Here is a 19,605-nt window from a genome sequence, read left to right as displayed (position 1 = left end):
GCCGCCCCGCGCATTGTCGTGCCCGGCGTGACCGAACCCGCACCGCTTCCGCCGCCACCTTCCTCCGACGACCTCATCAGCGCCACGCGCCTGACCCAGCGCCTCGCAGCCCTTGCCGCGGCGCTTGACGATCTCCCCGGCCAGGCCAAGCGCTTCGCCCGCTGGAAGGCACGCCGCCAGACGGCCCGCCTGCCCATCCGACGCGTGCCGCCCGGCGGCCGGCTCTACCGCTACGACCCCGCCGCCGCCCATCCCCCAAATGTCCGCGAGATCGACGAGATCCTCGCGCACGCCCATTCGCTGGCGCTCCACGCGCTGGAAACCCCCGACACGTCGTGACAGCCCCCCATCCTCTCCCCGCTTGAGGGGGAGAGGTGCCGAGCGCAGCGAGGCGGTGAGGGGGTCGGCCCCGGCAATGGAGGTGGAGCTACTTCACTCGGCAACTGTGTTGCGGCTGTCCCGTCAAGGGTGGTGCAGGGCGCCCCCTCCACCATGCTGCGCATGGTCCCCCTCCCCCGCTTCGCAGGGGAGGATCAAGCCGTCGCGCCCGTCTGCGCCCAATCCTCCCCCGTTCACGGGGGGGTGAGCGGCCGGTTTGCCGAAGGCAAATCCAGCGTGCCAGTGGCACGATGGAAGGCCAGCGAACGCCGGGACGGTGCGTCAGCAGCGGGGACCCGGCCGGCGGTCGCACACGAGGCGTGGTGGTGGGGGCTTTTTCGACTCCACCCTCCCTTTCATGAGAGGGCGTGGCGATGGCAGGGATGAAAACGAGGCATGTTGAGCGCGGTCGGACAAGAACCGTCGTCGTTCACGCCGGCAGGTGGATCTCGCCCGCCAGACGCCGCGCCGAGACCTTGCGTGCCAGCCAGGCAGCATCCTCGTTGCCGCGCGCCAGCGCCTGGGCGCGTGCCTTCTCGATCACCAGACCGTCGAAACGCGAGCGTGGCAGGAAGAACAGCCTGCTGAGGATCGGCGGGCGCGAACCGCGCGAGCGGGTGAAACGGGCCGGTCCGCGGCCACGGGCGATATGGTCGACGACCTCGGCCATCCAGCCATCCGCCAGACGGGTGCCGGGCTTCAGGAACAGCAGCCAATCGCTGCGTGCCTTGCCGATGCCGGCCGACAGCCCCCCGGCGATGAACTGGCAGCCGGTATGGTCGGCGACCAGATGGGTGCGGTCGGTCGAGCCGCCGTCACAGACGATCACCTCGCGAACGACCCCCTCCACGGAAGCCGAGACGAGCGAGGCCAGCGTCCGGGCCAGGGAATCCTCGTCATTGTGCGTCTGTATCACCACGCTCAGCATGGCTAGTCGAATACCGTATACAGGCCGCGAACGCCAGTGCTGCGCTGCAGCACCGGATTTGTTCTTGCTATGTTCCCATTTGGCCGATAGGAATAGATTCATCGAAGGGACGATTCGCTCACACCCGACGGAGATGGGCCGCATGGAACCGATCAACACTGCCGACGTTGCCGCTTTCAAGGAAGGCGGTGCATCCATGGCCAATCTCATGATCGAGAACAGCGGCATCCGCGTCGGCAATGAGCGGCGTCGCGGCCGAGGCGCCGGCATCAACCCGTCAGGCCGCTACGAGCCGATTTCGCGGCATGTCTTCGACGATGGCTGGGACAGCCTGGAAGAACTGCCCCCCTTCAAGACCGAGGTGCAGGTCGAGCGTCCGCGCAGCATCATCACCCGCAACAGCTCGCCCGACATTTCCTTCGACCGTTCGATCAACCCCTATCGCGGTTGCGAGCACGGCTGCATCTATTGTTTCGCCCGGCCGACACACGCCTATATGGGCATGTCCCCGGGGCTCGACTTCGAGGCCAAGCTCTTCGCCAAGCCGGACGCGCCGCGACTCCTGGAACGCGAGCTGGGGAAGAAGGGCTACGTGCCGCGCACCATCGCGATCGGCACCAACACGGATCCCTACCAGCCGATCGAAAAGACCTGGCGCATCATGCGCCAGCTTCTCGAGGTTCTGGAGGCGCATGACCACCCCGTGGGCATCGTCACCAAGTCGGCCCTCGTGACGCGCGATATCGACATCCTGTCGCGCATGGCGGCCAAGGGGCTGGTCAAGGTGGCGCTGTCGGTGACCACGCTCGACCGGCGGCTGGCCCGCACGATGGAGCCGCGCACCTCCGCGCCCCCGCGCCGACTGGAAGCCATGCGCAAGCTGCACGAAGCCGGCATCCCGGTCTCGGTCATGGTGGCCCCCGTAATTCCCGGCCTCAACGACCACGAGATGGAGCGCATCCTGGATTCGGCGCGCGCGGCCGGCGCGCGGGAAGCAGGCTATGTCATCCTGCGCCTGCCGCTCGAGGTGAGCCCCCTCTTCAAGGACTGGTTGCTGCGCAACTATCCCGACCGTTACCGCCACGTCCTGTCCCTGGTGCGCTCGATGCGCGGCGGCAAGGATTACGATGCCGAATGGGGCAAGCGCATGAAGGGTGCGGGGCCCTATGCCTGGCAGATCGGCCGGCGCTTCGAGATGGCCGCGCGGCGTCTCGGCCTCAATCAGCGCAAGCAGAGCCTGCGCACGGATCTTTTCGTCCCGCTTCATGGCGAGGCCAGACAGTTGGAGCTTCTCTAGCAAAATCCCTGATCGGCCTGCTTCCCCGGCAGGCCGCACGATTGCCCCGGCTTGACCCCGTCCCCCAAGCCGCCGGCTGCTTCCCGGCCCCCGTCCCCAACAAGCCGGGAAGTCCTTGCGGAGAATCGGACGAGATGCGAGCATTGCCGCAACCATGGCTCCTCTCGCTTCCGATTCTCCGCTGCTTTTCGAATTGCCCTCCGGCCCCGACTTCGAGGCCGAGCTGCTGGCCAGAACCAGGAGCCAGTGGCCGGTTGCGGGCACGGACGAGGCCGGGCGCGGCCCGCTGGCCGGTCCCGTGGTGGCCGCAGCGGTGATTCTGGATCCCGACCGGCTGCCCGACGGGCTCGACGATTCCAAGAAACTGTCGCTGACCCAGCGCGAGATCGCCTTCGCGGCGATCGTGACGACCGCCCTTTCGGTGTCCGTCGCGACCGTCTGCGCGCAGTCGATCGATGGCTGCGACATCCGCAAGGCAAGCCTCGAGGCGATGCGCCGCGCGGTGGCGGGTCTCTGCACGCGCCCGCTGCTGGTGCTGGCCGACGGGCGCGACGTTCCCCCCGGCATGCCCTGCGAATGCCGGGCGCTGGTGCGCGGCGACGGGCGTTCCTTTTCCATCGCGGCCGCCTCGATCGTGGCCAAGGTCACCCGCGACCGCATCATGAGCCGGGCCGGCGCCTGCGACCCGCGTTATGGCTTCGAGATGCATATGGGGTACGCCACAAGCCGCCACCGCACCGCCATCGAGGCGCATGGCGGGCTGTCGCGCATGCATCGGATGAGCTTCGCGCCGTTCCGCAGCTCATAACGAAAAAGGCCGCCTGCGATGAGGCGGCCTTCTCGAATGCGGGATCGGGGCTGGCTCAGTTGAGCCCGGTCTTGACCTCGCCCATCGATTTCCTGAACAGTTCCGCGCTCATCTTGGCATCGACCTTGTCTGCGAGAATCCGCTCGGCGGCGGCCACGGCAATGTCGACCGCGCTGGTGCGGACCTGGTGAACCGCGTCGCGTTCGGCCTGAGCGATCTTCTGCTCGGCCATTGCGTTGCGGCGCTCGACGAATTCCTCGGTCTTCTGCCGGGCCTCGACGACGATGTTTTCTGCCTCGCGGTTGGCGGCGGCGACGATCGCCTCGGCCTCCTGCTCGGCTTCCTTGCGCTTGCGCTGGTACTCGGCCAGCAATTGCTGGGCTTCCTCGCGCAGCTTGCGGGCCTCGTCCAGTTCATTGCGGATGCGCTGGGCCCTGTCGTCCAGCGTCCGCGCGACAAAGCCCGGAACCTTCATGTAGGCAAGAAGAGCCAGGAAAAGGACCAGGCCGACCATGGCCCATGCTGTGGAGTCCATTGTCTCTTGCTCCCTATTGGGCCGCCGCGACGGCAGAAGACACCGTGCGCTTGTCGACCTTCGCCCCGATCATCTCTTCGACGATCGCGGCAGCGGTTTCCTCGGCGATGACACCGACATCGCTCATCGCCGCGTCCTTGATGGAGGCGATGCGACGCTCGGCCTCGGTGAGGCGGACCTCGAGGGCGGCCTCCGCCTTGCGCTGCTCGGCATCGGCATCGGCCTTGGCCTTGTCGCGCGCGGTGTTGGCGATGGCGCTGGCCTTCATGCGGGCCTCCGCCAGGTCCTGTTCATAGGCGGCCACGGCCGCATCCGATTCCTCGCGCATCCGGGCGGCCTGGTCGAGATCCTGGGCGATGCGGTCGCGCCGCACCTCTAGGATACCGCCGATGCGCGGAAGCACCACCTTCTGCAGGAAGAGGTAGAAGAGGCCGAAAGTGATCGCCAGCCAGAGCAACTGCGACGGATAGGTCGAAGTATCGAAGGGCGGGAAGGCCGATTCGGCTGGCTGAGAGGCCGGCACCTCGATGGCTTCCTGGATGGTTTCTTCCAGGTCGCCCTCGGGCGTCGCCGCCGGGTCGTTCGTTTGTGCGTAGGCTGTTGCCGTGAACATAGGCTGTCCTGTCACCAATGCCGGACATCTCGTCCGGTTAGGTTCGAGCCGGCCGCAACAAGGCGGCCGGCGTGACGGAGCGCGTCGATCAGACGGCGAAAAGCAGCAGCAGAGCGATCAGCAGCGAGAAGATGCCGAGCGCTTCGGTCACGGCGAAGCCGAAGATCAGGCGGCCGAACTGGCCGTCAGCTGCGGAGGGGTTGCGCAGGGCGCCCGAGAGATAGCTGCCGAAGATATTGCCGAGGCCGAGAGCCGTACCGGCCATACCGAGACAGGCGAGGCCCGCACCAATGAAACGTGCTGCATCTGCTTCCATGTCGAAACTCCTTTTTGAATGGTCAAGCTTGTGTTGCCCACAGCACCGTCTGCGCTGCGGAGATGGGGGTGAAGAGGTCAGTGGTTGGGATGAACCGCGTCGTTGAGATACATGCAGGTCAGGATCGCAAACACATAGGCCTGGATGAACGAGATGAGCAGCTCGAGACCGGTCAGCGCGATGGTCATCAGGAGCGGCAGGATGGCACCGGCCACGCCGATGGCGCCGAGCGAACCGAGCGATACGATGAAGCCCGCGAAGACCTTCAGCGTGATGTGTCCGGCCAGCATGCTGGCGAAGAGGCGCACCGACAGGCTGATAGGGCGCGAGAGAAACGAAATGATCTCGATCGACACGACAAGCGGCAAGAGCGCCTTGGGCACCCCGGATGGGGCAAAGAGCCCCAGGAATTTCAGGCCGTGCTTGTAGAAGCCGTAGAAGATCACGGTTCCGATCACCAGCAGGGCGAGCGCGAAGGTAACGATGATGTGGCTGGTCACCGTAAAGAAGTAGGGCACCATCCCCAAGAGGTTCGCGACCAGCACGAACATGAACAAGGAGAAGACCAGCGGAAAGAACCGCATGCCCTGGGTGCCCGCGGCATCGCGCAACATCGAAGCCACGAATTCGTAGGAAAGCTCGGAGACGGACTGCACGCGGGAAGGAACCAGCCCACGGCTCATCGTCGTCAGATAGAGAAAGCCGCCCGCCGCCGCGACGGTCGCGACCATGAAGAGCGAGGAATTCGTGAAGGAAAAGTCGAGTCCACCAACCTCGATCGGGATCAATCTGTTGATCTCGAACTGATAAATCGGATCGTCGGCCATCCGGGCCCCCTAACTGGCTGCGGCGCCGCACGCGCCCAGAAATTCTATTTCTCGTTTTGACCGTCTGGCCCCGGACGGGGTTTGACGGCACCAAAATCGGCCATCTGTCCAGACGACCGCAACACGTTGACGACACCCGCAACAAAGCCGAGCAGCAGGAACACGATCAGCCCCCAGGGCGACGTGCCTGCAATCCGGTCGAAGAACCAGCCGAGCCCAACACCGACGATGATGGCGGCGATAAACTCGCTCGACAGTTTCAGGGCGCTACCCACGCCCTGCAGCGTGCCGTTCTTCGTGTCTTCACTGTCCGGCGCGGCAGGACGGCGCGCGGCCAATGCCGCATCGAGTGCCTTACCGCGACGATCGAGATCGTCCTTGTCGAAACCGGCCATGCCTTTTTCCCCGGATTGTCGGGCTTTGTCCGGGCGTTTGCTTCCGGCCACCGCGACCTCCAATTCCGGGACCGCCAGCGCTTGGCCACCCGCGTCAAAGTCGCGCGCAACATAGTTTTCGCCCATGCCCCAGTCAAGCCACGGCGCGACTGCCGCAGCGAAACCGGAATACCATCTAGATCAATAACTTAGCAGGCTGCGACAATGCGCCCGCCCTATCCATGTGTGGATGGGCGGGAGAATCGGGGAAGCGGCGACGCCCGGCAGCCTTTCCGGCTCAGCTCCAGCCGCCGCCACGCGTGCGGTAAAATATGTGGAGGCCGATGCGCTGCAGACGCTCCATCGAGCGCGCCCAGCGCGGGCTGACATAGGTCGCGTGATAATGCGTGGAGGAACCGACCTCCGGCAGGAAGATCTTCCCGGCCGTCACGGCCAGACCGACTTCCTCGGCGACACGGTAGTGGCTCGTGCTGCGAACGCGTGGCGTGGTGCCGTCGCAGGCGAAGGAAAACTGGCAGCGGTTGCGCCAGGTACGGTTCTGATACACGACGCCGCAGATCGTGTCGGGGTAGGCGGGATTGCGGACACGGTTCAGAATCACCTGCGCAACGGCGGCCTGCCCTTTGACGATCTCGCCGCGGGCTTCGAAGTAGATGCCTTCGGCCAGGCATTTCTGCTCGGCCTCGGTGAAGACGATCGGGGGCAGCGGCTTCGACATCCAGGCGTGGTCGCGTTGCCCGAGCGGCGGGATGAAACGTCCCGCCTGCAGATCGGGCTCGTCGCGCAACAGGCTGGCAAAGGGCGAGGTGCTGGCATAGTCCGGCGATGCGGGGGCATAGGCGGTGGCAAGCACATCTGGCCGGTTGTTGGTGATCAGCGAAGCCAGATAGGTCGGAACGTCTTCGGCCGCGGGTGCCTGTTCCATCATATGAAAGGCAAGCGCGATCTCGAGTTCGCGACCGGCGATCTCGGGCTCGATGAAGGCCATCGCGAACTCTGAATCCTCGGCAGGGCTCAGGAGATAGCTCTGGCGTTCGAGGATCGAGCCGGCATTGAACATGCGCGGCGGGGCAACCGGCGCGACATGGACGATGCGGCCGCGCTTGGCCTCGCGATTGACTCGCGCCTCGTCGGGAAGCTCGCTGAAGACGCCCTTGTTCGAAAGGAATGCCACCTTGCCGATGCCCGGCGTATCGCGCCCGCCGCCGCTGATCGAACCGGTCGTGCTCGTGTCGATGAACTGCATCTCGCCGGATTGCACGGAGCCCACCGCCGAGCGCTCGACGAACGCGCCCCAGCGCTGGCCCGTATTCTCGAGCCCGGAAACGAGGCTGACCATGTCCTGGTAGGCGATTGCGGTGGGAGAAGCCGCCAGCATGCCCAATCCGATGATCAGGGGCGCCAGCAGCGAACGCCGTTCACGTGCGGCAAAGCGCCGGCGCAACTTCCGCGGAAATCTCAATGACCCACTCCAACGCAACCCGTCCCACAAATCAGCCTCGATAGTGGGTGATTAACCTAAACGGAGGGTTAATGGCGGACTGGCGGCGCGGCAGATCTTTCTGCGATCACATGTGGTTACGCTGAGGCAGCTCAGCGCTTGCGGGCCTTGCCCGCATAGGGATTGTCGGAGGCCCGTGGCATCATGCGGATCGGTACGCCCTGCATGTCGAACGCCTCACGAATGCCGTTGGTCAGATAACGCAGATAGGATTGCGGCATCGCCTCCGGCACCGAACAGTTGAGGACAAAGCCGGGCGGCCGCGTCTTGACCTGGGTCATGTAGCGGATCTTGAGACGCCGCCCGGAAACGGCCGGTGGCGGATGATGCGCCAGCACGCCCTCCAGCCAACGGTTCAGCCGGCCTGTGGATATGCGCGTGTTCCAGACCCGGTGCGTGGCTTCCACCGCTTCCATGAGCCGGTCGAGGCCCTTTCCCGTTTCGCCGGAGACGGTCACCGTCTTGAGGCCGCGGACCTGCGGCAGCAGCCGCTCGGCGCGTTCGCGCAGATCGGCCAGGACGGCCTGGCTGTCCTCGATGAGATCCCATTTGTTGAATGCGAGCACCGGCGCCCTGCCCTCCCGAATGATGAGATCGGCAATCTGCAGATCCTGCTTTTCGAAGGGGATCGTCGAATCGAGGACGATGATGACGACTTCGGCGAATCGGATGGCGCGCAGCGCATCGGCGACGGAAAGCTTCTCCAGCTTCTCCTGGATGCGCGACTTGCGCCGCAGACCCGCCGTGTCGAACAGCTTGATGCGGCGATTGTGCCACTCCCAGTCGACCGAGATCGAATCCCGGGTGATGCCGGCCTCGGGCCCGGTGAGCAGGCGTTCCTGGCCGATCAGGGAATTGATCAGCGTCGACTTGCCCGCATTCGGCCGTCCCACCACGGCGATCCGCAAGGGCTTGGTGGCATCGTATTCGGGAATGTCCTCGGCATCGGGATCGTCGATGTCGTCTCCGGGCATGGCCGGGAAGACTGCGGGAGCCGCTAACTCGACGTGCTCGTCCGGTCCGAAGGCGCGCTCGCCCAGGGCTTCGACGATTGCATCGCGAAGATCCGGCATGCCCTGGCCGTGTTCGGCCGAGATGGAGATCGGTTCGCCGAGGCCCAACTCGTATGATTCCCAGGTGCCCGCATCGGCAGCCCGCGATTCGGACTTGTTGGCGACAAGCACGACCGGCTTGCCCTTGCGGCGCACCACATCGGCAAACCCCTTGTCGTCCGGCATGATGCCCGCGCGCGCATCGATCATGAAGACGATGATGTCGGCGTCGTCGATGGCCTGTTCGGACTGCGCGCGCATGCGTCCTTCAAGCGTGTCCGCGTCGGCTTCCTCGAGACCCGCCGTGTCGATCACGTCGAATCGCAGGTCCTGCAGGCGACCGGCATGGACGCGCCGGTCGCGCGTGACACCGGGCGTGTCGTCGACCAAGGCGAGCTTGCGCCCCGCCAGCCGGTTGAACAATGTGGACTTGCCTACATTGGGGCGGCCGACGATGGCGAGCTTGAATGCCATGGCTTGTCAGGACCGAGGTATCGAGCCGGCGATCAGCTCGACCATCATCTCCGCCCGCTGGCGCGTGTTGGTCGGGGCCGCCGGGTCGTCCACGATCATCGTGAACAGGCGTTGTGCATTGTCGAGATCTTCTGCGGCCCAGGCCGCAAGGCCCATGGCTTCGCGGGCTCCGTGGCGAAGGGCGTTGGCGTCGTCGGCCAATGGCTCGGCACGCGATGCAACGTCGCCGTAGCTCCCATGGTCGACCAGAAGCAGCGCCGCGCGAAGCCTGGCCATATCGCGGATCGAGCCGGGGACCGACGAGTCCGCGGCCACGGAATCGAAGGCCGAGACGGCGGCTTCATATTCGCCGGCCTCGGCCCGGACAGTCGCAGCGCGCATGCGGGCAAGCACCGGATAGGCGCCGTAGCCATCCGCTTCGAGTTGGCCGAGCGCCTCGAGCGCCTCCTCGGTGCGTCCCTCATTGGCCAGCTGGAGCGCAGCTGAATACTGGTCGCCGGACTGATTGGCGCGCTGCTCGTTCCAGTGGTTCCAACCGACATAGCCGGCAGTGCCCGCCAGGATGAGGATCACCCCCGCGACGATCACCATGCCATAGCGGCGCCAGACCGCCTTCAGCTGATCCTGTCGCAGCTCTTCATTGACTTCGCGAACGAAACCGTCGTCGGACATTATCTAGAACCTGTTCCGGCGCTGTTGGTGGCCGACCTGTTGGCCGCCTGATGCTTGGCACCGGGTTTTAACCGAATTTTGGCGGCTGGGAAGGGGCCGCCGCCAAAAAGCCCGCCCGCTCACGGCAGCACGGGCACGCCGAACAGCCATAGATGCAGCCGCCACACGAACAGGAGGTAGAAGACCACCGCTATGGCAAGCGCGATGATGTCCCACTTCACGGGTCCTGGCGCCGGGCCCATGTCGCCGCGCCGCTTGACGGAAATGCGGTCGACGACGGCCCAGGCGAGGAACGAGCCGAACAGGATGAGCGCCGCCAGATCGCCATTTGCGAGCAGGTGGCCGAAGGCCCAGATCTTCACGGCGAGCAGCATGGGATGCTTGACCGCGGCCTTGATGCGGCCAGCCGGCAGTTGGGAGGCGGCCAGGAATACGAACGCGAAGAACATCAGCAGGAGGTTGATGTGCCGCATGAAGATCGGTGGATCGTAGAGGATGGGCGCGGTCAGTCGGGCCATCGAATAGCCCCAGACGATCAGGACGAGGCCGATGAGCGCGACGACGGAATAGATACCCTTCCAGCGTCCCTCCCCGCCCGCGGCGATCTGCCGGTCGCGAAAGTCGGGCGCGACGATCCGGACCGAGTGGATGCCCAGAAAGACGACGATCCCCAGTATCAGTACCAGCATGCGAGCCCCCTTGTTCAACTCGCCGGAGACTACGCCAATGGCCACCATGCGCAAGGCGCACCTTGCCGCGGCGCCGCCTGCTTCGAGCCACAATCGGCCTTTAGGCGAAGCCGCTTCGGCAGATTGCGTGCGCGTGGAGATCAGGTCAGTGCTGCGTTTCGGGTTCCTCCTTCTCACCCTGTTGGCCACCGGCCACGCCCTCGCCGACGACCGGCCAGTCCAGAAGGTGCTGGTGTCCTTCGACGGCGCACTCCATAACGAGCAATGGGACCGCAGCCTGGCGCTTGCCGTGGAGACCGGCGCCCGTTTCACCTACTTCCTTTCCTGTACCTATCTGCTCACATGGGAGACGCGGCGCGAGTACAGGCCGCCGGATCGTGGCGCCGGCGCCTCGAATGTCGGCTTCGGCTATTCGCGCGAGGACGTCGCCGACAGGCTGGCCAACATCCTGCGCGCCGACAGTGAGGGGCACGAGATCGGCAATCATGCCTGCGGCCATTTCGACGGCGGTGGCTGGACCGAGGCCGAATGGCTGCATGAATTTGCCGAATTCGACCGGATCGTGGCCCGCGCCTACGAAATAAACGGGATCGAGAACGAACCCGAACCCTGGCGCGATCTGGCCAGAGCGATGAATGGCGGCTTCCGCGCGCCCTATCTGTCGGCCGGAGACGGGATGTTTGCCGCGCTTCGCGCGCATGGTTTCGCCTATGACGCCTCGACCGTCTCCCAGGGGCCCCAGGCACCCGGGGCGGTGAACGGCCTCGCGACCTTCGCCCTGCCGATGGTCGCCGAAGGCCCCCAGGGCCGTCCCGTTCTGGCCATGGACTACAATCTGTTCGTGCGCCACTCCGGCGGATTCGAGCGTGCGGACACGGAGGGAGCCTTCGAGGAACGGGCTTACCGGGCCTTTATGGATGCGTTCGAAAGCGAATATGGCGGATCGCGCAAGCCGCTGCAGATCGGCTTCCATTTCACGCTGATGAATGGCGGCGCCTATTGGAACGCGCTGGAGCGTTTCGCGCGCGCGGTCTGCATTCGCGACGATGTGGCGTGCATCAGCTATCGTGAAGCGCTGGCCGACGGGGCCGTCGTTACGGGCGCCGGGGGCTAGTCCGTGCCCGCGCCCCGGCGCGAAGAAAGGACAAGTCCCGCGGCAACGAGCAGCGCCACTGCCGCCAGCAGCGAGGCCAGCACGAAATCACCGGTCCGGTCGGCGACGAAGCCGGCGGCGATGGGGCCGAGAATCTGGCCGGTGCCGAAGGAGGCCGTCATCAGCGCGAGCGCGCGGCGTGGCGACAGGCTGGCGAGCCTGCGGCCGGCCTGGAGGCCGAAGGCCGTGACGGCCACGAAGGTGCCACCAAGGAGCACGCCGCCGATCAGCGGGCCGGCAATGCCGGGGACGAGCACGCTGGCGAGCACCCCGACAATCTCGACGACACAGCCGGCTGCGAACGCGACCCGCAGCCCGCGGCGGCGCACCAGCAGGCCCCACAGCCAGATGGAGGGGAGGATGGCCAGGCCCGTTGCCAGCCAGACCCATGCCTCCAGCAGCGGGCCGCCGGTGCCCTGCCGGACGATGGCCACCAGAAATGTCGCGGTCACGATGTAGCCGAAACCGAACAGGCCATATCCGGCGACGAGCTTGAGAAAGGGCGGCGTGAGCGCGAGCGGGGGTTCGGGCGCTGCGATGCCGGTCCGCGGCGCGCCCCGGTCAAGCAGCAGCCACACCGCGCACAGCCCGGCTAGCGAGAGGATGCCCGCCCAGATCCAGCCCGCCTGCCAGGCCGCATCTTCGACATGGAGCAGTCCCGTCATGATCGCGGAGGCGGCAATCCCGAGCCCGACGCCGCTGAAATGAAGCGCCTGCAGATCGTCGCGGCCGGCCGCCATCAGCCGTGTGAAGACCAGCGACGACACGAATATCATCACGAAGGCGCTGGCGATCCCGGCCAGGAAGCGCAGGACCAGGAAAGGTGCAAGCTGGTTGAAGGCCGCCATCAGCGCGACCAGGATCGCGCTCGCCGCCAGGGACCAGAGGCCGACAGCACGCTCCCTGCCCTCACCCCACCCGCCCCCGGCCAGAAGCGCGCCGATCAGATAGCCCGCATAATTGGCGGACGCGATGAGCCCGGCATCGCCGGCGGACTGGCCCAGCGCCTCCATCATGCCGGGCAGGAGCGGCGTATAGACGAAACGTCCGATGCCCATGGCAACCGCCATCGAGATCATGCCGGCAATCGCGGGACGGAATGGAGAAGACAGGAACGACCGCATTGCGGGCAGGATCGGGCATGGCCGTGCTTAAAGCAATCGCGATTGTTCGGGCCAGTTTCCGGCAGCCCGGGCCTCGGGCCCGCATGGTGCGGTCCGAGGTCTCGGGCGCGCGGAACTTCCGCGCCGCGCTCCGGTTGTTGAACGAGGGATCATCGCCATCAGATCGCAAGTCCGGAGACCCGCATGAGCAACACCACCGCAAATCCCCTGGCACAGAAGGGCGGCCGCGAGCTGCTCGCCGGTTATGCCGACGTGGTCAACAGGGCCATGCAGCGCAACGCCGACAAGAGATGGTTCCGCAGGGCCAAGCAGGCCAGCAAGCTCCTGGCGGGCGGATCGCGATTCAAGACGCTGGTCTATGACGGCGATTCCGACAATGTCGTCGCGGAGGCAATTCTGCATTTCGATGCGGACAGGGAAACCGTGCGCGTTGTCGAGGGCAAGAGCGGCCGCGTCACGTTCAGCTGGAAGGTCTCGACCGCCTATCTGCGCGACGTCGTCGACAACCGGCCCGATTGGTACATCGACAATCCCCTGCAGCTCGACTGGAAATGGCTTTCCGACCGCGCCGCCACGGAATGGCGGCACCGAGATACCGAGCCGGTGGCCATGGGCTTCCTGCTAGGCCTGGTCTTTGCCGGCACGATGAGCCTCCTGCGGCCCCGCGACCGCTACCGCTAGCGGCCGTTTTGCCTCAAGCCGCGACGGGGAAGTAGGGCCGGGACCATTCCAGCGCCTTCGGCCCGAGGTGGCCTGCCACGCATCTCGCCGCAGCAAAACCTGCGATCTCGCCGGTCTGCATGCACCAGGGAAAATTGCGCATCACCATGAACAAGGTGTCGTAGGTGAAGGAAAGCGAGGCGCCTGTCAGGATCATATTGTCCACGCCCTTGGGCAGAAAGCAGCGGAAAGGAACCTCGAATTCGTGCTTGCGGTGGCCGTCCCAATAAAAGGGCTTGGTCATGGGGGCTGTCACCGCGTCGCGGAAGCGCCTCCCGGCCAGAACGTCTTCCAGGCTGAAGACATGCTCGCCCACCGGATGGCGGCCATCGCGCACACCCACGAAGCGCCCGACGCTGGCAATGGCCGCTTTCTCGAAGCCGGGCACGTATTTCCTGAGGAATTTCGCTTCCGCGTTGACGTATGAACGCAGCAGGCGGATGGCCAGTGCCTGGTCCTCCCCGCTCTCATCCATGTGCAGGCCGAGTTCGTAAGGCACGTTCTGCCACAGCACATAGGTGCCGTCGGCGGAGATGGGGCTCATGTCGAGCGTCGGGTGCCCGATGTAGAAATCGCCATAGACGCCCTTGCCGCCCATCTTGGGGCGGTAAAGGTCGGGCGGGATATCGCCGGCTGCCAGCGCTTCGGCGATGGTCTTTTGCAGGAACGGATCCCTCGCATCGCGCTGGTGGCGCGCGACAGCCGAGAAATCGATGCCCGACATGGTCCACAGGAGCCCGCCGGGAATGGGGCGCTCGACGCCATCCCATTGCGCGGTGTCGGGCTGGCCACCGCCGCCAGACACATAGGGCACGCCGGCGCGCGCCGCGAGTTCGGCCGTGCCCGATCCCTCGATGAAGATCTTTCCGCGAATTGCAAATCGGCCGCTGGGGTTCTCGACAACGATCGCCTCGATGGTTGCGTCACCCGGACCATCGCGCATCACGCAATCGACGAAGCGGGTGTCGTAGAGCGTTCGCACCCCCGCCTCGTGCAGCATCTCCGACATGACGCAGCCCGCACCTTCCGGGTTGAAAGTGACGCGGGTGAAGGGGCTGCCGGCTTCCTTGAAGCGCTCGTAATGGGTGAGCGGATTGCCGGCCCAGTCGGGGTGCGACTGCTCGTTTGCGGTATAGACATAGCCTTCCGCCTCGAGCCGCGCGATGAGCTCGGCATGGATGCCGCCCACCTCACCGTCGGCCGACCCCTGCAGGCCCGATGTGTGGACGCCCCCGGGCATATCGAATTTTTCCACGACGATCACGCTGGCGCCCATGCGGGCTGCCTGGATGGCCGCAGCGAAACCCCCGGGGCCCGCGCCGACCACCACCACCTCCGCCTCGTAGCCGACGGGCAGCCTCGCGGCCGGAATTTCGAAATGGTCACGAGAAACGTCGATCGACATGAGCACCTCCTCCTGATTGACCTGCATTCTCACGATGCGAGACCAAATAACAAGATCGGCGCCAAGACCTGTTACGTCACTCCCATTCGATCGTGCCGGGCGGTTTCGACGTGACGTCGTAGACGACGCGGTTGATGCCGCGCACCTCGTTGATGATGCGGGTCGCGGCCGCGCCGAGGAAGCTCATGTCATAGTGGTAGAAGTCGGCTGTCATGCCGTCGACGGATGTGACGGCGCGTAGCGCGCAGACATATTCGTAGGTCCGCCCGTCGCCCATCACGCCGACCGTCTGCACGGGCAGGAGCACCGCGAAGGCCTGCCAGATGGCATCGTAGAGGCCCGCCTTGCGGATCTCGTCGAGATAGATCGCGTCCGCCTCGCGCAATATGTCGAGTTTCTCGCGGGTGATCCCACCAGGGCAGCGGATGGCGAGGCCCGGTCCCGGGAAAGGATGGCGCCCGATGAAGGAATCCGGCAGGCCGAGTTCCTTGCCCAGCACCCGCACCTCGTCCTTGAAGAGCTCGCGCAATGGCTCCACCAGCTGCATGTTCATGCGCTCGGGCAGGCCGCCGACATTGTGGTGCGACTTGATGGTCACCGAAGGCCCGCCGGTGAATGAGACGCTTTCGATCACGTCCGGATAGAGCGTCCCCTGGCCCAGGAAATCGGCGCCGCCAAGCTTCTTTGCCTCGTCTTCGAAAGTCTCGATGAAGAGGCGGCCGATGATCTTGCGCTTGGTTTCGGGATCGGACACGCCTTCCAGCTCGCCCACGAACCTGTCGACGGCATCCACATGGATAAGGTGCAGATTGTAGTGTTCCCTGAACATGGCGACCACGTCGGCCGCCTCGTTCTTACGCATCAGCCCGTGGTCCACGAGGATGCAGGTCAGCTGGTCGCCCACCGCCTCATGGATCAGAAGCGCCGCGACCGACGAATCGACACCTCCCGAGAGCGCGCAGATCACGCGCCTGTCGCCGACCTGCGCCTTGATCTGCTCCACCGCCTTCTGGCGATAGGCGTGCATGGTCCAGTCGCCCGTGATCCCCGCGACATTGTGCACGAAGTTCTGGATCAGCCTGGCACCATCCGGCGTGTGCACGACTTCGGGGTGAAACTGCACGCCGTAATATTTGCGGGCCTTGTCGGCGATGAAGGCGAAGGGGGCGTTGGCGGAGGTCGCGAGCACCTTGAAACCCGGCGGGATTTCGGTGACCCGGTCGCCATGCGACATCCACACCTGATGACGCGAGCCTACCGACCAGAGTCCCTCGAAGAGCTCGCTGTCTGCTTCTACATCAAGGAAGGCTCGGCCGAATTCGCGGTGATGGCCGCCTTCCACCTTGCCGCCAAGCTGCGCGCACATGGTCTGCTGGCCATAGCAGATGCCGAAGACGGGTACGCCGCTGTCGAAGATGATCTCGGGCACGCGGGGGCTGCCGTCGTCCAGCGTCGAGGCCGGACTGCCCGAAAGAATGACGGCCTTGGGCTTAAGCCGCCGGAAAGCCTCATCGGCGGATTGGAAGGGGACGATCTCGGAGTAGACGCCGGCTTCGCGGACGCGCCGGGCAATCAGCTGCGTGACCTGCGAACCGAAATCCACGATGAGGACGGTGTCGGGATGGGCTGAAATACTCATGTCGAGCGCATAGAGAAACGCGGACGATTGCGCAAGCGATCAGAGCGGAATCGCCCCGCCTTCGATGGCTGCGGCCAGTTTGTCCACCGCTTCGGCCAGCTTCCTGTCGAGCGCCTCCAGGCTGTCGGTCCAATGCCCTATCTCTGTCACCTCCGCATGGCCGTCGGAGATGCCACGCAGGCCGATCACCTGCACGCCGAAATCTTCCGCGACCCGCACCACGGCGTAGGTTTCCATGTCCACCATCTGCGCCAGGATGCCGTCATAGGCGAATCCCGACACGACATTGCCGCCGGTGGAGAGACTGGCGCGCGGCAGGCCGGGAATGACATAGGGAAGAACGATGGTCGCCGGCCGATCGAGGAACGGCGTGACACCTTTCTCGAAGCCGAGGGCCGATGCGTCCATGTCGCGGTAGCCGACATCGGCGACCTGGTAGATCTGGGAGTGGTCCAGCACCCGGCTGCCGGCCGAACCGATGGAAACGATCAGGTCCGGGAGCCGATCGGCGGCGGCAAGGGAATGCAGGTTGCCGGTCAGGACGATCGCCGATTCGACGGGGCCGACACCCGTCATCAGCGGGACGAAGCGTTTGCGCAGATGGATGCCATATTCCGGTTCGGCGGCCATGACGAACAGGATAGAGCGTCCGGCAAAGGATGTTGGCTCAATCGTGGTCTGGCGCATGTGGCCTCCTCTGGATCCTAGCCCTTCAGCCCTTCGCGGCCGCTGACCACCATGATGGTGGCCGTCATGGTGGCGACCAGCTTGGCATTGCCGTCGGCATCGAAACCGTAGCCGCGGCCATCGGCGACGATGATGGTCCGGCCAGGCTTGGTCACCTCGCCGCGGAAGAGAAAACGCTCGCCCCTTCCCGGCGCAAGCAGGTTCACCTTGAATTCGATGGTGAGCACCGCCGCATCGACCGGCATGAGCGAATAGGCCGCGTAGCCGCAGGCCGAGTCGAGCGCCGACGATATGACGCCGGCATGCAGGAAACCGTGCTGCTGGGTCAGGGCCTCCGCATAGTCCATCTCGATCTCGACGATGCCGGGCGTGACGGAGGTCAACCGCGCGCCGATCGTCTCCATCGCCTTCTGGCGGTCGAAACTCTCGCGCACGCGCGCCTCGAAATCACCGTCCGGCCTGATCTCGGCCATCATCGCCTCGTCCTTCTGCTGCCTGCGTCGGCTTTATCGCAAAGCCGGCTTCGCTCGGCAATGCGAATTTGTGCAGCGCAGCAATCAGTTCAGCCACCATATCGAAGCGTTGAGGAGCGAGGCGAAGGCGACCCAGGCCGCGTAGGGGAAAAACAGATAGGCAGAGATGCGGTCCCTGTCCCAGGCCAGCACGATGAAAGTAATCACCGAGGCAAGCATCGCCAGCACGACGACCAACGCCCAGTCGGGACGCTGCAGCGAGAAGAACAGCGGCGACCAGAGGAAGTTGAAGCCGAGCTGCACCCACCAGGCCGTCATCGCGCCGCCGGTGCGCTGCCGTATCCAGATGCGCCAGCCGGCCACGGCGATCATGATATAGAGGACGGACCAGACGGGTCCGAAGATCCAGTTGGGCGGGTTGAACCAGGGCTTCTCGAGCGCGGCATACCACGCACCGGGCGCGGTCCCCGCAGCGATCAGCGATCCGCCACCGACGACGGCGACGATAAACAGAATGAGGGGGATATATCGGGCCAATTGCATTCTCCGGTTCATCGTCGAAACAGACGCCGTGTCCATCAGGACAATCAACGGAAAAAGGTGGCAGCGCGTTCCTCAGCCCGTCCTTCGCAGCAGCGCGACAAAAAAGCCGTCAGTGCCCGTGCGGGCGGGCGTCATGACGATGCCGCCCGTGGACTCCACGCGCGCCATGGCTTCCATGCCCGGAAAACGGGCCGCCCAGATGGCTGCGTGGTCCTCGGGTGCGAATTCCGGGTTCTTCTCGAGGAAGGCCGCGACCTGCGCCCCGTTCTCTGAGGGAAAGACGGAACATGTGACATAGGCGAGCCGGCCGCCAGGCTTCACGTAGCGCGCTGCCTTTTCAAGTATCATGGCCTGTTCGGCCAGGCGCAGTTCGAGTTGCCGGTCGGTAAGGCGCCATTTTGCGTCCGGGCGGCGCCGCCAGGTTCCGGAACCCGTGCAGGGCGCATCGACCAGGACCAGATCAAGCTGGCCTTCCAGCGCTTCGAGACGCGCAGGATCGGCAAAGGCCTGGACGTTGCGCGTACCGGCGCGCTTCAGCCGGTCGAAGATCGGCGCCAGGCGCTGCTTCTCCGCGTCGAAGGCGAAGATCTGGCCTCGGTTTTCCATCGCCGATGCCATGGCCAGCGTCTTTCCACCCGCACCCGCGCAATAGTCGAGCACCTGCTGCGAGATTTCGGCGCCGGCAAGCTCCGCCGCCAGCTGGGAGCCTGTGTCCTGGATCTCGAACCAGCCTTTGCGGAAGGCCGGTTCGGACTGGACATTGGGGTGGCGACCGCCAGCTTCGATGGGCGGGATGCGGATGCCATTGCGGGCGAGCAGCGAGGGCACGGCGCCACTCGGCGCGAGTTCCGCCAATACCTTGTCGCGGCTGGCCGAAAGCGTGTTGACGCGCAGATCGAGCGGGGGCCGCGCGGCGAGTGCTGCGGCTTCCTCGACCCATTCGGGGCCGAAGGCCTGTTCGAAGAGCGGCACGCACCAGTCGGGACAGTCGGCGCGAACGGCGGCGGGTGCCTGATCGAGAGTGCGATCAGCGAGTGCGCCCCTTTCCATGTCGTCGAGCGAGGCGGGCGCGAAGCGGTCGCCCTCCAGTTGCGAGTCGATCTGTGCGGGCGACATTTTCCATTCGAGAACGAGCGCGCCGAGGGCGAGGGCGCGCGAGGTGCTGGCATCCAGGAGCCAGGCGGCCGAGCGTTTGCGCCGCAGCGCGTCGTAGACGATGTTGCCGATTGCCGCGCGGTCGCCCGCGCCCGCGAAACGGTGGGAGAGCCCCCAGTCGCGCAACGCTTCGGAGGCCGGACGGTGCCGTGACTCCATGTCGTCCAGGACCTCGATTGCCGCTGCCAGCCTGCCGCCCAGACGCATGTCATACCTCATCG

The 19,605-nt window shown here is 65.4% G+C and carries 21 protein-coding genes and 1 pseudogene; 5 read left to right on the top strand and 17 right to left on the bottom strand.

The window, feature by feature from the left end:
• Positions 1-339: pseudogene (locus GRZ55_RS17765) on the top strand (hypothetical protein); the annotation flags it as partial.
• A 469-nt stretch (positions 340-808) separates the two neighbouring features.
• On the opposite strand, the gene GRZ55_RS17760 reads toward GRZ55_RS17765, so the two are convergent.
• On the bottom strand, positions 809-1,306 hold the full coding sequence (locus tag GRZ55_RS17760) for a glycosyltransferase (protein WP_169288294.1): 498 nt from the start codon (positions 1,304-1,306) through the stop codon (positions 809-811).
• A gap of 142 nt (positions 1,307-1,448) precedes the next feature.
• Here GRZ55_RS17760 and GRZ55_RS17755 point away from each other — a divergent pair, with 142 nt between their 5' ends.
• Both GRZ55_RS17755 and GRZ55_RS17750 read left to right on the top strand, forming a co-directional pair.
• A complete protein-coding gene (locus tag GRZ55_RS17755; protein ID WP_169288293.1) occupies positions 1,449-2,603 on the top strand; it encodes a PA0069 family radical SAM protein in 1,155 nt (384 codons plus the stop codon).
• A 154-nt stretch (positions 2,604-2,757) separates the two neighbouring features.
• Entirely contained in the window at positions 2,758-3,411 is a 654-nt protein-coding gene (locus tag GRZ55_RS17750; RefSeq protein ID WP_169288292.1) for a ribonuclease HII, read from the top strand.
• Between the two features lie 55 nt (positions 3,412-3,466).
• On the opposite strand, the gene GRZ55_RS17745 is transcribed toward GRZ55_RS17750, so the two are convergent.
• The 9 genes from GRZ55_RS17745 to GRZ55_RS17705 all read right to left on the bottom strand — a co-directional run bounded on the left by GRZ55_RS17745 (position 3,467) and on the right by GRZ55_RS17705 (position 10,485).
• Positions 3,467-3,946, bottom strand: a complete 480-nt coding sequence (locus GRZ55_RS17745; protein WP_169288291.1) for a F0F1 ATP synthase subunit B — start codon at positions 3,944-3,946, stop codon at positions 3,467-3,469.
• 13 nt (positions 3,947-3,959) lie between these two features.
• Positions 3,960-4,559 carry a F0F1 ATP synthase subunit B gene (locus tag GRZ55_RS17740; protein WP_169288290.1) on the bottom strand — a complete coding sequence of 200 codons (600 nt, stop codon included), beginning with the start codon at positions 4,557-4,559 and terminating at the stop codon, positions 3,960-3,962.
• Between the two features lie 88 nt (positions 4,560-4,647).
• The gene (locus GRZ55_RS17735) at positions 4,648-4,875 is read right to left on the bottom strand and encodes a F0F1 ATP synthase subunit C (RefSeq protein WP_169288289.1); all 228 of its coding nucleotides are present in this window, start codon (positions 4,873-4,875) and stop codon (positions 4,648-4,650) included.
• Positions 4,876-4,952: 77 nt separating this feature from the next.
• Entirely contained in the window at positions 4,953-5,702 is a 750-nt protein-coding gene (locus GRZ55_RS17730) for a F0F1 ATP synthase subunit A (RefSeq protein WP_169288288.1), read from the bottom strand.
• Positions 5,703-5,746: 44 nt separating this feature from the next.
• Complete coding sequence (locus GRZ55_RS17725) at positions 5,747-6,097, bottom strand: AtpZ/AtpI family protein (protein WP_246734850.1); 351 nt, start codon at positions 6,095-6,097, stop codon at positions 5,747-5,749.
• A 277-nt stretch (positions 6,098-6,374) separates the two neighbouring features.
• Positions 6,375-7,559 carry a cell wall hydrolase gene (locus GRZ55_RS17720; RefSeq protein ID WP_246734845.1) on the bottom strand — a complete coding sequence of 395 codons (1,185 nt, stop codon included), beginning with the start codon at positions 7,557-7,559 and terminating at the stop codon, positions 6,375-6,377.
• Between the two features lie 131 nt (positions 7,560-7,690).
• Entirely contained in the window at positions 7,691-9,124 is a 1,434-nt protein-coding gene (der, locus tag GRZ55_RS17715; protein ID WP_169288286.1) for a ribosome biogenesis GTPase Der, read from the bottom strand.
• Positions 9,125-9,130: 6 nt separating this feature from the next.
• Positions 9,131-9,796 (bottom strand): tetratricopeptide repeat protein, encoded by a 666-nt coding sequence (locus GRZ55_RS17710; RefSeq protein ID WP_169288285.1) that lies wholly within the window; start codon positions 9,794-9,796, stop codon positions 9,131-9,133.
• A 119-nt stretch (positions 9,797-9,915) separates the two neighbouring features.
• Entirely contained in the window at positions 9,916-10,485 is a 570-nt protein-coding gene (locus GRZ55_RS17705; RefSeq protein WP_169288284.1) for an NnrU family protein, read from the bottom strand.
• A gap of 37 nt (positions 10,486-10,522) precedes the next feature.
• Here GRZ55_RS17705 and GRZ55_RS17700 point away from each other — a divergent pair, with 37 nt between their 5' ends.
• Complete coding sequence (locus GRZ55_RS17700; RefSeq protein WP_246734844.1) at positions 10,523-11,599, top strand: polysaccharide deacetylase; 1,077 nt, start codon at positions 10,523-10,525, stop codon at positions 11,597-11,599.
• On the opposite strand, the gene GRZ55_RS17695 is transcribed toward GRZ55_RS17700, so the two are convergent.
• Entirely contained in the window at positions 11,596-12,717 is a 1,122-nt protein-coding gene (locus GRZ55_RS17695) for a YbfB/YjiJ family MFS transporter (protein ID WP_169288283.1), read from the bottom strand. The two genes, GRZ55_RS17700 and GRZ55_RS17695, sit on opposite strands and share 4 nt — an antisense overlap.
• A 228-nt stretch (positions 12,718-12,945) precedes the next feature.
• Here GRZ55_RS17695 and GRZ55_RS17690 point away from each other — a divergent pair, with 228 nt between their 5' ends.
• Positions 12,946-13,443 (top strand): hypothetical protein, encoded by a 498-nt coding sequence (locus GRZ55_RS17690; RefSeq protein ID WP_169288282.1) that lies wholly within the window; start codon positions 12,946-12,948, stop codon positions 13,441-13,443.
• A 13-nt stretch (positions 13,444-13,456) separates the two neighbouring features.
• Here the strand turns inward: GRZ55_RS17690 and GRZ55_RS17685 are convergent, their stop codons facing one another.
• The 6 genes from GRZ55_RS17685 to GRZ55_RS17660 all read right to left on the bottom strand — a co-directional run bounded on the left by GRZ55_RS17685 (position 13,457) and on the right by GRZ55_RS17660 (position 19,591).
• A complete protein-coding gene (locus GRZ55_RS17685) occupies positions 13,457-14,887 on the bottom strand; it encodes an FAD-dependent oxidoreductase (RefSeq protein ID WP_169288281.1) in 1,431 nt (476 codons plus the stop codon).
• A 76-nt stretch (positions 14,888-14,963) separates the two neighbouring features.
• Complete coding sequence (gene guaA / locus GRZ55_RS17680; RefSeq protein ID WP_169288280.1) at positions 14,964-16,526, bottom strand: glutamine-hydrolyzing GMP synthase; 1,563 nt, start codon at positions 16,524-16,526, stop codon at positions 14,964-14,966.
• A gap of 39 nt (positions 16,527-16,565) precedes the next feature.
• A complete protein-coding gene (locus tag GRZ55_RS17675) occupies positions 16,566-17,213 on the bottom strand; it encodes a 5'-methylthioadenosine/S-adenosylhomocysteine nucleosidase (RefSeq protein ID WP_169288279.1) in 648 nt (215 codons plus the stop codon).
• Positions 17,214-17,230: 17 nt separating this feature from the next.
• Positions 17,231-17,689 carry a PaaI family thioesterase gene (locus tag GRZ55_RS17670; protein WP_169288278.1) on the bottom strand — a complete coding sequence of 153 codons (459 nt, stop codon included), beginning with the start codon at positions 17,687-17,689 and terminating at the stop codon, positions 17,231-17,233.
• Between the two features lie 81 nt (positions 17,690-17,770).
• Positions 17,771-18,229, bottom strand: a complete 459-nt coding sequence (locus GRZ55_RS17665; RefSeq protein ID WP_169288277.1) for a TspO/MBR family protein — start codon at positions 18,227-18,229, stop codon at positions 17,771-17,773.
• A 72-nt stretch (positions 18,230-18,301) separates the two neighbouring features.
• Complete coding sequence (locus GRZ55_RS17660) at positions 18,302-19,591, bottom strand: RsmB/NOP family class I SAM-dependent RNA methyltransferase (RefSeq protein ID WP_169288276.1); 1,290 nt, start codon at positions 19,589-19,591, stop codon at positions 18,302-18,304.
• Positions 19,592-19,605 lie beyond the last annotated feature (14 nt).

This window comes from Chelativorans sp. ZYF759 (genome assembly GCF_012911015.1).
Taxonomy (GTDB): Bacteria; Pseudomonadota; Alphaproteobacteria; order Rhizobiales; family Rhizobiaceae; genus ZYF759.
The sequence above is the reverse complement of the archived record's forward strand: the minus strand, read 5'-3'. Positions and strand labels throughout refer to the sequence as shown.

Excerpts from the sequence above, each read along its gene's own strand:
- GRZ55_RS17760 (WP_169288294.1), bottom strand. The coding sequence starts at position 1,306 with ATGCTGAGCGTGGTGATACAGACGCACAATGACGAGGATTCCCTGGCC.
- GRZ55_RS17755 (WP_169288293.1), top strand. The coding sequence starts at position 1,449 with ATGGAACCGATCAACACTGCCGACGTTGCCGCTTTCAAGGAAGGCGGT.
- GRZ55_RS17750 (WP_169288292.1), top strand. The coding sequence starts at position 2,758 with ATGGCTCCTCTCGCTTCCGATTCTCCGCTGCTTTTCGAATTGCCCTCC.
- GRZ55_RS17745 (WP_169288291.1), bottom strand. The coding sequence starts at position 3,946 with ATGGACTCCACAGCATGGGCCATGGTCGGCCTGGTCCTTTTCCTGGCT.
- GRZ55_RS17740 (WP_169288290.1), bottom strand. The coding sequence starts at position 4,559 with ATGTTCACGGCAACAGCCTACGCACAAACGAACGACCCGGCGGCGACG.
- GRZ55_RS17735 (WP_169288289.1), bottom strand. The coding sequence starts at position 4,875 with ATGGAAGCAGATGCAGCACGTTTCATTGGTGCGGGCCTCGCCTGTCTC.
- GRZ55_RS17730 (WP_169288288.1), bottom strand. The coding sequence starts at position 5,702 with ATGGCCGACGATCCGATTTATCAGTTCGAGATCAACAGATTGATCCCG.
- GRZ55_RS17725 (WP_246734850.1), bottom strand. The coding sequence starts at position 6,097 with ATGGCCGGTTTCGACAAGGACGATCTCGATCGTCGCGGTAAGGCACTC.
- der (WP_169288286.1), bottom strand. The coding sequence starts at position 9,124 with ATGGCATTCAAGCTCGCCATCGTCGGCCGCCCCAATGTAGGCAAGTCC.
- GRZ55_RS17710 (WP_169288285.1), bottom strand. The coding sequence starts at position 9,796 with ATGTCCGACGACGGTTTCGTTCGCGAAGTCAATGAAGAGCTGCGACAG.
- GRZ55_RS17705 (WP_169288284.1), bottom strand. The coding sequence starts at position 10,485 with ATGCTGGTACTGATACTGGGGATCGTCGTCTTTCTGGGCATCCACTCG.
- GRZ55_RS17700 (WP_246734844.1), top strand. The coding sequence starts at position 10,523 with ATGGCCACCATGCGCAAGGCGCACCTTGCCGCGGCGCCGCCTGCTTCG.
- GRZ55_RS17695 (WP_169288283.1), bottom strand. The coding sequence starts at position 12,717 with ATGATCTCGATGGCGGTTGCCATGGGCATCGGACGTTTCGTCTATACG.
- GRZ55_RS17690 (WP_169288282.1), top strand. The coding sequence starts at position 12,946 with ATGAGCAACACCACCGCAAATCCCCTGGCACAGAAGGGCGGCCGCGAG.
- GRZ55_RS17685 (WP_169288281.1), bottom strand. The coding sequence starts at position 14,887 with ATGTCGATCGACGTTTCTCGTGACCATTTCGAAATTCCGGCCGCGAGG.
- guaA (WP_169288280.1), bottom strand. The coding sequence starts at position 16,526 with ATGAGTATTTCAGCCCATCCCGACACCGTCCTCATCGTGGATTTCGGT.
- GRZ55_RS17675 (WP_169288279.1), bottom strand. The coding sequence starts at position 17,213 with ATGCGCCAGACCACGATTGAGCCAACATCCTTTGCCGGACGCTCTATC.
- GRZ55_RS17670 (WP_169288278.1), bottom strand. The coding sequence starts at position 17,689 with ATGATGGCCGAGATCAGGCCGGACGGTGATTTCGAGGCGCGCGTGCGC.
- GRZ55_RS17665 (WP_169288277.1), bottom strand. The coding sequence starts at position 18,229 with ATGCAATTGGCCCGATATATCCCCCTCATTCTGTTTATCGTCGCCGTC.
- GRZ55_RS17660 (WP_169288276.1), bottom strand. The coding sequence starts at position 19,591 with ATGCGTCTGGGCGGCAGGCTGGCAGCGGCAATCGAGGTCCTGGACGAC.